This window comes from Mycolicibacterium arseniciresistens, assembly GCF_030519285.1.
In the GTDB taxonomy this organism is placed as follows: Bacteria; Actinomycetota; Actinomycetes; order Mycobacteriales; family Mycobacteriaceae; genus Mycobacterium; species Mycobacterium arseniciresistens.
Genome location: NZ_JAUMSQ010000242.1, coordinates 1 through 14,437, shown reverse-complemented (window position 1 = coordinate 14,437; position 14,437 = coordinate 1). Strand labels below are relative to the sequence as shown.

14 protein-coding genes and 1 pseudogene are annotated in these 14,437 nt (G+C 66.8%); 5 read left to right on the top strand and 10 right to left on the bottom strand.

Going from position 1 to position 14,437, the window contains the following annotated elements; translation table 11 throughout:
• Positions 1-46: 46 nt before the first annotated feature.
• From Q2100_RS23795 to Q2100_RS23785, 3 genes are all read right to left on the bottom strand, one after another.
• The gene (locus tag Q2100_RS23795) at positions 47-1,504 is read right to left on the bottom strand and encodes a WS/DGAT/MGAT family O-acyltransferase (RefSeq protein WP_302916035.1); all 1,458 of its coding nucleotides are present in this window, start codon (positions 1,502-1,504) and stop codon (positions 47-49) included.
• Positions 1,505-1,671: 167 nt separating this feature from the next.
• On the bottom strand, positions 1,672-2,508 hold the full coding sequence (locus tag Q2100_RS23790; protein ID WP_264013272.1) for a mycofactocin-coupled SDR family oxidoreductase: 837 nt from the start codon (positions 2,506-2,508) through the stop codon (positions 1,672-1,674).
• Positions 2,509-2,801: 293 nt separating this feature from the next.
• Positions 2,802-3,455: a TetR/AcrR family transcriptional regulator gene (locus tag Q2100_RS23785; RefSeq protein ID WP_302916034.1), complete on the bottom strand. Its 654-nt coding sequence runs from the start codon at positions 3,453-3,455 to the stop codon at positions 2,802-2,804.
• 189 nt (positions 3,456-3,644) lie between these two features.
• On the opposite strand from Q2100_RS23785, the gene Q2100_RS23780 reads away from it, so the two are divergent.
• On the top strand, positions 3,645-4,832 hold the full coding sequence (locus Q2100_RS23780) for an acyl-CoA dehydrogenase family protein (protein ID WP_302916033.1): 1,188 nt from the start codon (positions 3,645-3,647) through the stop codon (positions 4,830-4,832).
• A gap of 27 nt (positions 4,833-4,859) precedes the next feature.
• The gene (locus Q2100_RS23775; RefSeq protein ID WP_302916032.1) at positions 4,860-5,642 is read left to right on the top strand and encodes an enoyl-CoA hydratase; all 783 of its coding nucleotides are present in this window, start codon (positions 4,860-4,862) and stop codon (positions 5,640-5,642) included.
• A 90-nt stretch (positions 5,643-5,732) separates the two neighbouring features.
• On the opposite strand, the gene Q2100_RS23770 is transcribed toward Q2100_RS23775, so the two are convergent.
• The 7 genes from Q2100_RS23770 to Q2100_RS23740 are packed head-to-tail and all read right to left on the bottom strand — an operon-like array spanning position 5,733 to position 11,543.
• Positions 5,733-6,545: an acyl-CoA dehydrogenase family protein gene (locus tag Q2100_RS23770; RefSeq protein ID WP_264013268.1), complete on the bottom strand. Its 813-nt coding sequence runs from the start codon at positions 6,543-6,545 to the stop codon at positions 5,733-5,735.
• A gap of 2 nt (positions 6,546-6,547) precedes the next feature.
• Positions 6,548-7,684, bottom strand: coding sequence for an acyl-CoA dehydrogenase family protein (locus Q2100_RS23765; RefSeq protein ID WP_302916031.1), 1,137 nt, complete (start codon positions 7,682-7,684; stop codon positions 6,548-6,550).
• Positions 7,681-8,121 (bottom strand): nuclear transport factor 2 family protein, encoded by a 441-nt coding sequence (locus tag Q2100_RS23760; protein WP_269893541.1) that lies wholly within the window; start codon positions 8,119-8,121, stop codon positions 7,681-7,683. Before Q2100_RS23760 ends, Q2100_RS23765 begins: the two co-directional genes overlap by 4 nt.
• Complete coding sequence (locus Q2100_RS23755) at positions 8,105-9,325, bottom strand: metal-dependent hydrolase family protein (RefSeq protein WP_302916030.1); 1,221 nt, start codon at positions 9,323-9,325, stop codon at positions 8,105-8,107. Before Q2100_RS23755 ends, Q2100_RS23760 begins: the two co-directional genes overlap by 17 nt.
• Before the next feature lie 2 nt (positions 9,326-9,327).
• Positions 9,328-9,657 (bottom strand): hypothetical protein, encoded by a 330-nt coding sequence (locus tag Q2100_RS23750; RefSeq protein ID WP_302916029.1) that lies wholly within the window; start codon positions 9,655-9,657, stop codon positions 9,328-9,330.
• A complete protein-coding gene (locus tag Q2100_RS23745) occupies positions 9,650-11,002 on the bottom strand; it encodes an aromatic ring-hydroxylating oxygenase subunit alpha (RefSeq protein ID WP_302916028.1) in 1,353 nt (450 codons plus the stop codon). Before Q2100_RS23745 ends, Q2100_RS23750 begins: the two co-directional genes overlap by 8 nt.
• 7 nt (positions 11,003-11,009) lie before the next feature.
• Positions 11,010-11,543: a carboxymuconolactone decarboxylase family protein gene (locus tag Q2100_RS23740; RefSeq protein WP_302916027.1), complete on the bottom strand. Its 534-nt coding sequence runs from the start codon at positions 11,541-11,543 to the stop codon at positions 11,010-11,012.
• Between the two features lie 258 nt (positions 11,544-11,801).
• Between Q2100_RS23740 and Q2100_RS23735 the strand changes: the two genes are divergently transcribed.
• The 3 genes and pseudogenes from Q2100_RS23735 to Q2100_RS23725 all read left to right on the top strand — a co-directional run.
• Positions 11,802-13,097: an amidohydrolase family protein gene (locus Q2100_RS23735; RefSeq protein WP_264013261.1), complete on the top strand. Its 1,296-nt coding sequence runs from the start codon at positions 11,802-11,804 to the stop codon at positions 13,095-13,097.
• A gap of 81 nt (positions 13,098-13,178) precedes the next feature.
• Positions 13,179-14,345 (top strand): acyl-CoA dehydrogenase family protein, encoded by a 1,167-nt coding sequence (locus Q2100_RS23730; RefSeq protein ID WP_302916026.1) that lies wholly within the window; start codon positions 13,179-13,181, stop codon positions 14,343-14,345.
• Positions 14,345-14,437: pseudogene (locus tag Q2100_RS23725) on the top strand (3-oxoacyl-ACP reductase); the annotation flags it as partial. The gene Q2100_RS23730 and the pseudogene Q2100_RS23725, both read left to right, overlap by 1 nt.

Here is a 14,437-nt window from a genome sequence, read left to right as displayed (position 1 = left end):
TCTTGTCACCTCACCACGCCGTCACCAACGTCCGTGGTCAGTACAACTAGCCGGCCGCCGGAGCCGGCTTCATCGCGGTGGCGACCTCGGTGAGTCCGGGCAGCCCTGCGGCGCGCCGGATCTCGGCCAGTTCGTGCACCATCGCATCGGTGGCCTCGTGCACGTCGTCGAATGTCCGGTCGTCGGACAACACCGAGATGTCGACCTGGTCGACATAGCTCCACACGGTCATGTTGAACGCGCTGGCGGGTGACAGCACGCCGACGGAGTAGATCTCGGTCACCGGGGCGCCGCCGATGTGGCCGCGTTCTCGGGGTCCCGGCACGTTCGACACGGCGACGTTCATGATGCGGTTGTGCGCGGCGCGCTGGGACTGCCACCGGAAGGCGCCCGGTGCGACCGCGGTCGGCAGGAATTCCATCATCCTGCCCTGCAGGCCCGGGCCGAGCAGCTCGTTGAACTCCTTGGCGCTGCGGGCCGCCTGCGACGTGAGCCGGACCCGTTCCAGCGGATCGTCGACGTGCACCGGCAGCGACACCGCCAGCCCGCTGATCTCGTTGCCGGTGACCCGGTCGGCGGAGCGATTGGTGCTCACCGGTACCGAGGCCAGGATTGGCCGGTCGGCACGACCGTCGTAGCGCAGCAACAGTTCCCGCAGACCACCGGCGGCCATCGCCAGCACGATGTCGTTGAAGGTGACCCCGAGGTGCTTCGCGGTCTCCTTCACCTCCGTCAGAGCCACCGAGGCGGTCGCGAAGGTCCGCACCGGTGACACCACGTGGTTGAGGAACGTCGGCGGGGTGTCGAACATCTTCGCCATGCCTGCGTCGTCGTGCTTCTCGCGCGAACGCCGCCGCACCCGGGCGATGCCGCGGGCCGCGTCGCGCACCAGGCTCGGAATCTCCGAGATCTGGTGCATGTGATCGCGGGCGGCCTCCCGCACCAGCTCGGTCGTCGTCGGCAGCTCGCAGGTGGCGTACTCGTCCTGCTCCGTGCGCGGCGTGCCCGCGAGGTCCATCAGGCGCGCCAACAGATTCGCCGAGGCGACCCCGTCGGCCAGGGTGTGGTGCACCTTGCCGATCAGGGCGTACCGGTCGTCGGCCATGTCCTCGGCGAAGTAGAACTCCCACAGCGGACGACTGCGGTCGAGTGGGGTGCCGGCGATCTCGCCGATCACCCGGTCGAGTTCGCGCCGCCCGCCGGGCGCCGGGACCCGCACCCTGCGCACGTGGTAGTCCAGGTCGACCGGGCAGTTCTCCAGCCACATCGGATGGTGCAGGCGGAACGGGATGTCGATCAGCCGGTAGCGCAGCGGGTCGAGCATGTACAGCCGGCGGGCGATGGTGCGGCGGAACACATCGAACGAGAATTCCGCATTGCCGTCGTCGGCCGGGTCGGGCACGTACTCGGCGGCGTTGATGATCGCCACCTTCATGGTGTGGGTGTGCAGGTTCGGGGTCTCGCTGTACAGCAGCATGGCGTCCATGCCGTTGAGCCGCTTCACGCCCCACCTCGTTTCTGCCCCACGGATCGCCCAGCGCTCCTGCAGTGGGGTTCCCCTCGGCCCCAGGAAACCATGCAACCATCCCGGCGCCGACGGCCGGAGGGTTTAGGCCGAAGTGCCGAATGCCCGGGCGCGGACGGTGTCCGCACCCGGGCATTCGTGACGAGCTACTTGAGGCAGCTGCCGCCGTCGACCGGCAGCGTGACGCCGGTGATGTAGCGGGCCTCGTCGGAGGCCAGGAACAGCACCGCGTTGGCGATGTCCTCGGGCTCGACCCATCCGATGGGCAGCGTGTGCATGAACTCGCCGACCACCTTCATGTCGTCGGGGCCCGGGTTCTCCAGGTCGGGGCGGAACAGCTTCATCGTGCCCTCGTTCATGAACAGCGGCGTGTTCACGTTCGTCGGGTGCACCGAGTTGACGCGGATGTTCTTGGCGCCCAGTTCGACCGCGAAGGTGCGCATCAGGCCGACGACGCCGTGCTTGGCGGCGACGTAGTGACCGGTGTGCGGGTAGGCCTTCAGGCCGCCGACCGAGCTGGTGAGGATGATCGACCCGCCGCGCTCGCCCGCGAGGATGTGCGGGACACCGGCCTTGACCGTCTTCCACACGCCGCCGAGGTTGACGTCGATCATGTCCGTCCAGTCACCCTCGCTGGTCTTGTCCAGCGTCTCGCCGCCGTTGCCGATGCCGGCGTTGGCCACGATGATGTCGAGCCGGCCGAACTCCTCGACGCCGGCGTCGACGGCCGCCTTCAACGTGTCGTAGTCACGCGTGTCCGCCTCGGCCGTGTAGATGCGGGCGCCCGCGTTCTTGACCAGATCCGCGGTCTCCGCCAGATCCTCGGGCGTGGACAGCGGGATTCGGACACTGTCGATCTGCTTGCAGATGTCGACGGCGATGATGTCCGCGCCCTCCTGGGCGAGTCGCACCGCATGCGCGCGACCCTGCCCGCGTGCGGCACCGGTGATGAAGGCGACCTTGCCCTCTACGCGTCCGGTCATTGATTCCTCGATTCTTCACAGGGGACTTCGTGGTGTGTGACTTCGTGGTGTGTATGTGGCGCCGACGGTCGAACACGTCCGCGGTGTCCGATGCCGGCGGTGGCATGTTGGGCGATTGCACAGCACTTCTCATCGGGCACTCTGTCACCGGTGTCCGATTGTGTCAATGAGGCGCTCATTCGGCGCGATTTATACTCTCCGCTTACGAGAATCCCATTCTCAGCAAGAGTTGGCGACCGCGGGCGTGTCCACTATGTGAATGCCCTCTCGGCAGCCGAGAACTCGGTTCTCCGCTAGCTGGCGGCGAACCCGTGGGAGCAGAAGTCCCACACCTCTTCGGCACCGATGGGGTGGATGGTGGCGTCATCGTTCCCGCCGCTGGACTGGGCGACGAACATGACCGTCTGCATCGTCATCGCCGCCATCCGCTTGGGGTTGATCCCGTCCCGCAGCCGGCCCGCCTCACTGGCGTCTTCCATCAGCTCGGTGAGCAAGGCGAGCAACGGCGCGTGCGCGATCTTGACCTCGGCCGGGTGGGACACCAGCAACCGGGGCGCGAAGTCGGTGAACAGCGGCCGCTTGGCGGTGGGATCGGGTCGCGACGACTCGAACAGCAGCTGAATGGCCACCTTCAGACGCTCGATCGGGTCGGAGTGGCTGGCCGTCGCGGCGCGAATCTGCTCGGCCGACCGGCTCAACGCGTCTTCGAAGAGCGCCAGCAGCAGCTCGTGTTTGCCGTCGAACTGCAGATAGAAACTGCGCAGCGACTGCCGTGAACGGTCGACGACCTCTTGGACGGTGAAGTCGGTACTGCCCTTTTCGATGATGATCGCCTGGGCCGCATCCAGGAAGCGCTGGACCCGCTGTGCGGCGCGCAACTTGGCAGTCTTGATGGACCGCTCGACCGCGCGCTGCTTCCAGGCCGGCTCTTCGCTGGGGGTGCTCACCGGCTGCTCAGACGCTTGCCGACTGGGGAGAACATGGATGAACTGTACCGGAGAACGCCTTGGCATTGTGGTCCTGGACCCCCTCGCGACCGACGTGCCTGAGATTGTAACTTTCTCACGATGAGAATAGTATTCTCATTCTGAAGATTAGAGAAGGCTTTCCACGTTTGCGAGTGCCCCGGGAGTGCCGTGCAGCTGTCGTTTGACGCCGATGTCGAGGCTTTCCGGGCGGAATTCGCCGCCTTTCTGGACGAACACCTCCCACCGCACGCCGACGCGGTCGAGCGGCCCCGGTCCACCGCGCACATCCCCGATTGGGCGCGTCGGTGGCAGCGCAAGCTGTTCGACCACGGCTGGTTGCTGCCCGGACACTCACCGGAGTTCGGCGGCCGCAACGCCACTCTGCTGCAGCAGTACGTCCATCAGCTCGAGCTGTCCCGGCGGCGGATCTATCTGAGTTTCAACCCGCAGGGCGTCGGCATCATCGCGGCATCGCTGATCTCGTTCGGGACGCCCGAGCAACAGCAGCAGTGGGCGGTGCCGATCCTCAAGGCGGAGAAGACCGCTGCGCTCGGCATGAGCGAGCCGGGCGCGGGCTCCGACCTCGCATCGCTGCGCACCCGGGCGGTACGGGACGGCAGCGGCGACGACGCGGTGTACGTCGTCAACGGACAGAAGGTGTGGACGTCGGGCGCCCACGACGCCGACATGGTGCTGACGTTCGTCCGCACCGACCCGGACGCGACGAAGCACCGGGGGATCAGCGTGCTGATGATCCCGACCGACCTGCCCGGTGTGGTGTGCAGGCCGTTCGCCTCCGTGTGCGACCGTGACGACCTCGACTTCAACGAGGTCTTCTTCAACGACGTCCGGGTGCCCGCCGCCAACCTGATCGGACCGGAGAACGACGGCTGGCGGGTGGCCAACGGCTCGCTCGGCCACGAGCGGAACATGCTGTGGCTGAGCTACGCCGACCGCTTGACCGACCTCGTCGACGACTTCCGGCCGCGCACCACGCTCGACCGGGACCGATACGCGACGCTGGCGATGGACACCGAGGCGCTGCGCCTGCTCGGCTCCATAGCACTCGCCCGCGCCGCGCGCGGCGACGAGGACCCGGCCGCGCTGTCGGTGCTCAAGTTGCTCGGATCGGAAGCCAACCAGTCGGCCACCGAGTACGCGCTGGCCGCCGCGGGCGTCGACGGCCTGGCGCATCCGACCACCATCGGCCCGTACACGCCGCTGAACATCGAGGGCCACTCGTGCGGGTGGTTCGAGCGGTACACCCGAAGCTTCGCCGGCACCATCGCCGGCGGCACCTCCGAGATCCAGCGCAACATCATCGCCCAGCGGGCGCTCGGCCTGCCCCGGACCTGATCGACCACCAGAACAGAGGACGCCACCGTGTACATCGACTACGACGTCGCCGACAAGATCGCCACCATCACGCTCAACCGGCCGGAGGCGGCCAACGCCCAGAACCCAGAACTGCTCGATGAACTCGACGCCGCATGGACGAAGGCCGCCGAGGACCCCGAGGTCGTGGTGATCGTGTTGCGCGCGAACGGGAAACACTTCTCCGCCGGTCACGACCTGCGCGGTGGCGGCCCGGTGCCCGACAAGATCACGCTGGAATTCATCATCGCCCACGAGCACCGGCGCTACCTGGAGTACACCCTCAAGTGGCGCAACACGACCAAGCCGTCGATCGCCGCCGTCCAGGGCCGCTGCATCTCCGGGGGACTGATGCTGTGCTGGCCGTGCGACCTGATCGTGGCCGCCGACGACGCACTGTTCTCCGACCCGGTGGCGCTGATGGGAATCGGCGGCGTCGAATACCACGGCCACACGTGGGAACTCGGCCCGCGCAAGGCCAAGGAGATCCTGTTCACCGGCCGGCCGCTGACCGCCGAGGAGGCCGAGAAGACCGGCATGGTCAACCGGGTGGTGCCGCGGGCCGACCTCGACACGGAGACCAGGGCGCTGGCCGAGCAGATCGCCACGATGCCGCCGTTCGCGCTGCGTCAGGCCAAGCGTGCGGTGAATCAGACCCTCGACGTGCAGGGCTTCTACGCCGCCATCCAGTCGGTGTTCGACATCCACCAGACCGGCCACGGCAATGCGCTGAGTGTCAGCGGGTGGCCGGTGCTGGTGAACCTCGACGACATGAAGTCGAACGTCAAGTAGCGCCAGCCTCTTTCCGCCGAGCAGACGCAAATTGTCACGCCATACGGCGTGTCCCGGGCACTTTGCGTCTGCTCGCGGAGAAAAGGCGGCCTAAAGCTGGGCGAGCCGCGGCGCTGAGCCGCGGGCCCGCAGTCCCGCGCCGGCCTTGCGCGTGAGTTCCTTCGAGTTGCCGAGCAGGCCGTCGAGCACCAGCGCGCGCTTCACGTGGTGGTGCAGATCGTGCTCCTCGGTGAACCCGATACCGGCGAGCACCTGCTGGCAGTGCCGGGCCGCGGTCAGCGCGGCCCGCCCTGCTGCGGCCTTAGCCAGCATCGCGGTCAGGTCGGGGCTCTCGTTGCCGTGCAGGCCCAGTGTCGCCTCGGCGCCCTCGATGGCCACCAGCGTCTCGGCCAGCCGGTGCCGCACGGCCTGGAAGCCCGCGATCGGCCGACCGAACTGCTTGCGGTCCAGCGCGTGTTGCCGGGCCAGCGCGAGCATCGCCCGGGCCGTGCCGCACAGCCACCAGCCGACGGCCTTGCGGGCCTCGCCCAGCCGCATCGTCTCGCCGTCGGGGATCACGCGCAGCGGCAGCCCGCCGAGCGTCTCGTTGGCGCTCGCCTCGCCGCGCTCCCAGATCACCCACGCGCCGCCGGCGTAGGGCAGCGGCGGGGTGCCGCCGGGAAGGCCGCCGATCGTCTCCAGCAGCACGTCGTTGAGGATCGATGCGTGCGAACCGGTTTCACCCAGCAGCCGGAACACCAGGGGGATCGCCACGTCGGGCAGGTCGGCGAGCATCTCCGCCCAGCCCAGTTCGGCCAGCGCGGCGTCGAGGTCGGCGCCGGAGCGCGACAGCATCGACTTGCGCAGACCGTCCTCGAGCAGGCCGAGGTCGATGTCCGTCTCTGTGTCGGATGGCGGGGTCATCGTCATTCCTTCCCCAGGTCGAGCAGGCGGCGGGCGATGATGTTGCGCTGAACCTCAGCGGTGCCCCCGTAGATGGTGGCCGCACGTGAGTACAGGTACTCGGTGCGCCACTCGGTGTCCTCGAGTTCGATGACGCCGGGCAGCAATTCGCGCGCGGTGTCGTAGAGCCGTTGTTCGGCGCCGGCCAGCAGCACCTTGTCGATCGAGGTCTCCGGGCCGAGCTTGTCGCCGTCGGCGAGCCGGTACTGGGTGGCACGTGACCGGCAACGCAGGGTGTGCAGGGCCAGGTACGCCTCGCCCAGATCGGAGTCGGTGACCTGGCCGAGGTTCTTGACCTCGTTGATCAGCGCGTCGAATCGCGAGTACAGGTAGGCGATCCGCTGCCAGAAGCACGTCGACCGTTCGTAGGGCAGCAGGTCCATCGCCAGCCGCCAGCCGTCACCGGGCTTGCCAAGCATCCGGTTCGCGTCGATCGCGACGTCGTCGAAGTACACCTCGCAGAACTCGTCGACACCGTGCATGGTCCGCAACGGGCGCACGGTGATGCCGGGGGTGTCGAGGTCGACGAAGAAGGCGGTGATCGCCTCGTGGTTGGGCGTGTCCGCGTCACCGGTACGGGTGAGCAGCACGCAGCGGTGCGAGTACTGGGCGAAGCTGGTCCACACCTTCTGGCCGTTGACGATGTAGCGGTCGCCCGCCGATTCCGGATCGAGAACCGCGCGGGTGGTCAGCGACGCCAGGTCACTGCCCGAACCGGGCTCGGAGAACCCTTGGCACCACTGCTCTTCGCCGCTGAGCAGTTTCGGCACCATCTCGGCGGCCAGTTCGGCGGGGGCGTAGTCGATCATCGTCGGCGCCAGCACCTCGAGCATGGAGTAGGGCCCCGGCTCGGCCAGCCGCCGGCCCACCACCTCCTCGCCGACGATGGCCCGCAGCATCGCCGGACCGCCGAGTCCGCCGGCGTGCTCGGGCCAGCCGTAGCGGCTCCAGCCCGCGTCGTAGAGCGCGTGCTGGACCCGCGCGAACTGACGGACGTGTCCCTGCAGGGAGTGGTCGCCGGACGGCGCCAGGTCGGGGTTGTCGTCCAGCCAGGTCCGCAGGGCGGTGCGGAACGTCGCCGGCTCGAACAGATCCGTCACGCGCTCGGCCTGCCGATCGCATGCGGCCGGCCGTGGTCGTGGTCGCCGTTGCGTCGGATGAAGGTCATGGCACGCGTCTTGATCCGCCAGCCGCCGTCGGTGCGGACGTAGGTGTCGTTGTAGTAGCCGATGCGCATGTCGTGCTTGGAATGCTCGATGAAGCACAGCGGCTGGGTGCCGCTCGCGGTGTCCGCACCGTCGACGAGGTCGACCAGGGCGGTACCGGTCATGAAGAGCCCCTTGGGGGCCGCATCGACGAGGACGGGGAACCGGTCGAGTGTGTACGTGTCACCGAACGCGCTGTAGGTGCCGTCCGGCGTGAACACGCTGACCAGCCCGTCGATGTCGCCCTGGGTGATGGTGACGGCGTACTTGGCCAGTACCTGTTGGATCTCGACCAGATCGGATATCCGCTTGTCGTCAGTTGGCGCTGTCATTCTTGAAGACCTTACCGCCCTTCATTACGAAGTTGACATGTCGTGTAACGGTGATGTCGGCGATCGGGTCACCCGGCACCGCGATGATGTCGGCGAGATAGCCTTCGGCGATCCGGCCGAGCCTCGTCGAGTTGATCAGTTCGGCGGCCACCACCGTCGCGGCCCTGAGCACCGCGGCGGGCGGCATCCCCCAGTCGACGAGGGTGACCAGTTCGTCGGCGTTGCGGCCGTGCGGGATCGCCGGTGCGTCGGTGCCGACGGCGATCTTCACGCCTGCCTCGTAGGCCGCCTTGATCGACGTCCGCGCCTTCGGGAACATCTCTGCGGCCTTGTCCTGCAACTCCTTCGGAGCGCGTGAGACGTCCATCGCCTCGGCCAGTCGCCGGGTGGTGACCAGGAACCGGTCGTTGTCGACCAGCATCTGGATCGCCTCGTCGTCCATCAGGAAGCCGTGTTCGATGCAATCGATGCCGCACGCCACCGCGTGCTTCACCGCCTCGGCGCCGTGCGTGTGGGCCGCGACCCGCAGCCCGCGCCGGTGCGCCTCGTCGACGATGGCCCGCAGCTCCTCGTCCGAATAGTGCTGTGCCCCGGCCTCTCCCGTCAACGACATGACGCCGCCCGAGACGCAGACCTTGATCAGCTGTGCGCCGTGCTTGATCTGGTAGCGGACCGCCTTGCGGATCTCGTCGACGCCGTTGGCGATGCCCTCCTCGACGGTGAGCTCGAGGGCGCCGGGCATGAACGCGGCGAACATCGTCGGGTCGAGGTGCCCGCCGGTGGGGGTGATGGCGTGTCCGGCCGGGATGACCCTCGGACCGTCGATCCACCCCGCGTCGATGGCCTTGCTCAGCGCGACATCCAGAAGGTAGCCACCGGTCTTGACGAACAGCCCGAGGTTACGCACCGTGGTGAAGCCCGCGCGCAGGGTGCGGCGGGCGTTGCCCACGGAGCGCAGCACGCGCGTCGCGGGATCGTCCTGCACCTGGGACAGGCCCGGGTTCTCGCCCCGGCCGCCCATGAGCAGGTTGACCTCCATGTCCATCAGGCCCGGCAACAGGATCGAGTCGCCGAGATCGATGATCTCGCCTTCGGGATCGCCCCCGACTCCGACGATCGTGTCGTCCTCGATCCTGACGATCCCCGGTCGGATGATCTCACCGGTGTCGACGTCGACCAGACCCGCCGCTCTGAGGGTCAGCACGACTAGACCACCGGCTCCTTGATGAGCTTGATGTAGGCCGCGCCACTGTCGAGCACGCGCGGCTGCTTCCACACCTCGATCGGGAAACTCACCATGACGATCGACTGGCCAAGGTGCACCAGCGCTTTGGCGTCGTCCGGCATGCCCGCGAGCGGGAACCGGGCGTCGACGTAGACCATGATGTCCTCGAGGCGGGCGATGCCCGCGTCGTACAGTTCCTGCATCTCGGCCATCGTCGAGTTCAGCCGCTTCGCGTACCGCTCCTCCTCGGTGGGCAGGCACCAGTCGGCGAACCGCTCGAGATCGGCGAACTCCTCGGGCAACTTAGACATTCACTGAATCCTTCGCTGAGTCTTCCGACGTGGTGGCGGCATGCTTCCCGTTCGGGGAACCGTTGCCTTTCGCCAGCGACTCCTTGTACCTGTCAACGTACTGGTGAGCCGTCATGTGCAGGTGGCGAAGCAGGATCTCCTGGTCGCACAGGGGGAAGTCCGTCACCACCCGGGTGCCGATCTGGGTCTGGGTGGCCTCGAGGGTGTTGGCGTCCTGGAATGCGTACTCCTTGAACGTCACCGCGGCCAGTTCCTGGGAGAGCCGCTCGCGGAGGTTCTTCGGCGGCACGAAGTACAGGTCGGCCTCGAAGATGTGCTTGTCCACCGCGGTGGGCCAGTAGTTGTAGGTGAGATACCAGCCCGGCGCCCAGAACAGCAGGGTGAAGTTCGGGAAGAACTCGAACGAGTCGGTGCCCCAGGACTTGTGCCGTCCGGGGTTGATGGCCGGTGGCAGCTCCTCGGGCAGGATGCCCTTGATGTCGGGACGATCCCACGGCCCGAACAGACCACTGTGCAGGATCCGCTCGATCGGCTTGACCATGCTGAGGTCCTTCGGCGGTGACATGCCGCCCCACGACGACACCATCGAGTGGTCACCCTTGATGTCGTAGGCCAGCGCCTCGAAGCCGAACTTGGCCAGCTTCTCGGCCTCCTCCTTCTCCGCCTGCTTCATGTGCAGGATCGGCGCGTGGTAGAACTCGGTGAACGCGTCGATGAACAGCTTCCAGTTCGCGTTGATCTCCGAGCGGTAGCTGTAGTGCTCGGTCATCTCGTGGAACGGATAACCCTCGAGCCCTTCGGCGAACTCGCCGAGGTACTCCCGCAGCGGCGCGGCGTCGTCGTCGTAGTTGACGAAGATGAAGCCCTCCCACACCTCGCAGCGGACCGGCACCAGGCCGTAGTCGGACTTGTCCAGGTCGAAGAACTCGCCCTCCTGCTGCACGAAGGTGAGTTCGCCGTTGAGCGCGTACCGCCATGCGTGGTACTTGCAGGTGAACTGCCTGCAGACGCCGGACACCTCTTCGCCGGGGAAGTCGCTCCACACCAGCTTGTTCCCGCGGTGCCGGCACAGGTTGTGGAAGGCGCGGACGACCTCCTCTTTGTCCTTGACGATGATCACCGACGTGCCGGGGCCGACCGACGGCAGCTCACGGGTGAAGTAGCTGCCCTTCTTCGGCAACTGCTCGACGCGACCGATCTTGAGCCAGGTCTTCTTGAAGATGGCCTGCTGCTCGAGCAGCCAGTGCTCCGGATCGATCGAGTCCTCGTAGTTGACCGGGGCGGTGCCGAGTTCGGGCCAGTTCTCGGTCCAGCTGCCTGCGGCCGGTTTCTGGAAGAACGCCATCAGTGTGTTACCTCTCCTGCTTGTCGAGCTGGACGCCGAATGTGTTGAAGGCCATGGCCAGCATGTTGTAGGTGCCGACGGTGAAGATCAGATCCATGCGCTGCCGCTCGTCGAGACGCTCGCCGAGGGCGGTCCAGGTCTCGTCGGACAGTCCGTTGTTGTCGTCGAGCTCGTCGACCGCGGCGAGCACGAGCCGCTCGAAGTCGTCGGCGGCTTCACCGCGACGCACCGACTCGATCTCGTCGTCGGTGACGCCGAGCATCTTGGCCATCGACGTGTGGTGCGCCCACTCGTACGGGGATTCGCGCCGGTGCGCCACCCGCAGGATCGCGAGTTCGCGCAGCCGCGGGTCCAGCGTGGAGCTGAACAGCAGGTGCAGGTTCAGCGGCATGAACGCCTTGGTCAGCGCGGGGTGGTGGACCATGGTCGACATCGCGTTGCCTGCCCCATCGGGGTTCTGGCGTGCGCGCGGGAGGAAGCCGCGCAGCGATCCGACGACCTCGTCGTCCCATTGTTCTGCCGGCAACGGGGCCAGGCGCACGGTCTCTCCCTTCGTATGCGACCAGCGAGCGACTCTCACTTAGGAGAATCCGGTTCTCATTTCTGACTAAGAGGTTTCCATCTTTCGCCCCGATGGTCAATAGCAGACGTGTGACCAGCGGCGCAGCCGCCGGTGAAACCTGTGGTCGATCATGGTCTACGTTGATTCTCGTCGGGCGAGAAGCTAGTTTTCTCAGTAGGAGAACACAGTCGGGCAACACGTCACCGGCCCGCACGGCCGGTATCGGAAGGAACCGCGATGAACTACGACGACATGATCCTGATCAGCGTGGACGATCACATCATCGAGCCGCCGGACATGTTCAAGAACCATCTGCCCGCGAAGTACCGGGACGAGGCGCCGCGACTGGTGCACAACCCGGACGGCTCGGACACCTGGCAGTTCCGCGACACGGTGATCCCGAACGTCGCACTCAACGCGGTCGCGGGCCGGCCCAAGGAGGAGTACGGCCTGGAACCCCAGGGCCTCGACGAGATCCGCAAGGGCTGCTGGGACCCGAACGAGCGGGTGAAGGACATGAACGCCGGCGGCGTGCTGGCCACCATGAACTTCCCGTCGTTCCCCGGCTTCGCGGCGCGGCTGTTCGCCACCGAGGATGCGGAGTTCTCGCTGGCGCTGGTGCAGGCCTACAACGACTGGCACATCGACGAGTGGTGCGGGTCCAACCCGGGCCGGTTCATCCCGATGGCGATCCCGGCGATCTGGGACCCGCAGCTGTGCGCCGACGAGGTGCGCCGGGTGTCGAAGAAGGGCGTGCACTCGCTGACGTTCACCGAGAACCCCTCGACCCTGGGTTATCCCTCCTTTCACGACCTCGAGCACTGGAAGCCGTTGTGGGAGGCGCTGGTAGAGACCGAGACCATCATGAACGTCCACATCGGCTCGTCGGGAAAGCTGGCGATCACCGCGCCGGACGCGCCGATGGACGTGATGATCACGCTGCAGCCGATGAACATCGTGCAGGCCGCGGCGGATCTGTTGTGGTCCAAGCCGATCAAGGAGTATCCGGACCTGAGGATCGCGCTGAGCGAGGGTGGCACCGGGTGGATCCCGTACTTCCTGGACCGGGTGGACCGCACCTATGACATGCACTCGACGTGGACCCATCAGGACTTCGGCGGCAAGCTGCCCTCAGAGGTGTTCCGCGAGCACTTCCTGACGTGTTTCATCTCCGACCCGGTCGGGGTGAAGAACCGCCACGAGATCGGCATCGACAACATCTGCTGGGAGATGGACTACCCGCACAGCGACTCGATGTGGCCCGGTGCGCCCGAAGAGCTCGGCAAGGTGTTCGACAAGTACGACGTGCCCGACGACGAGATCAACAAGATCACCCACGAGAACGCCATGCGCTGGTACCACTTCGAACCCTTCAAGCACGTCCCGAAGGAGCAGGCGACGGTGGGGGCGCTGCGCAAGGCCGCCGAGGGCCACGACGTGTCGATCCAGGCGCTGTCGAAGAAGGAGAAGACGGGCGCCAACTTCGCCGACTTCGCGGCCAATGCGAAGGCCGTCAGCGGCGCCAGGGACTGAGAGCACCGGCGCGGCTCCACGATCCGGCGACGCCGGGCAGAGATTTCGATGACGAGGACGGAGATTGCAGTGTCGGGCGGAATGAGCTTCGAGCTCACCGAGGACCAGGAACTGATCCGCAAGTCGGTGCGGGAACTGGCCTCGAAGTTCGATGACACCTACTGGATGGAGAAGGACCTCGCGCACGAGTTCCCGCGCGAGTTCTACGACGCCATCGCCAGTGGCGGCTGGCTGGGGATGACCATCCCCGAGCAGTACGGCGGGCACGGCCTCGGCATCACCGAGGCCACCATCCTGGCCGAGGAGGTGGCCCGGTCCGGTGGTGCGATGAACGCCGCCAGCGCCATTCACCTGTCGATCTTCGGCATGCAGCCGGTGGTGGTGTTCGGCTCCGAGGAGATGAAGGCGGCCACGCTGCCCCGGATCGTCGACGGGTCGCTGCACGTCTGCTTCGGCGTCACCGAACCGGGTGCGGGACTGGACACGTCGCGCATCACCACGTTCGCCAAGCGGGACGGCGACCACTACATCGTCAACGGCCGCAAGGTGTGGATCTCCAAGGCGCTCGAGTCGGAGAAGATCCTGCTGCTGGCGCGCACCACGCCCTACGACGACGTCACGAAGAAGACCGACGGCCTGTCGCTGTTCCTCACCGACCTCGACCGCGACCACGTCGACATCCGGCCGATCAAGAAGATGGGCCGCAACGCCGTCAGCTCCAACGAGTTGTTCATCGACGACCTGCGCGTGCCTGTCGAGGACCGGATCGGCGACGAGGGCAAGGGCTTCCAGTACATCCTGCACGGGCTCAACCCGGAGCGGATGCTGATCGCCGCCGAGGCGCTCGGCATCGGGCGCGTCGCCTTGGACCGCGCGGTGCGCTACGCCAACGACCGGGTGGTGTTCGGCCGCCAGATCGGCATGAACCAAGGGATCCAGTTCCCGCTGGCCGATTCGCTGGCCCGCCTCGACGCGGCGGAGTTGATCCTGCGCAAGTCGACCTGGCTCTACGACAACGGCAAGCCGTGCGGCCGCGAGGCCAACATGGCCAAGTACCTCTGCGCCGACGCGGGATTCGACGCCGCCGACCGCGCCCTGCAGACACACGGCGGTATGGGGTATTCGGAGGAGTACAACATCTCGCGTTACTTCCGCGAGTCGCGGCTGATGAAGATCGCCCCGGTGAGCCAGGAGATGATCCTGAACTTCCTGGCGGCGAATGTGCTCGGCCTGCCCAAGAGTTACTGATGGGCGGCTATTTCGATCTGACCGGCCGCGCGGCGCTGGTCACCGGCGCCGCTGGCGGCATCGGCTCGGCGGTGGCGACCGCGCTGGCCGAG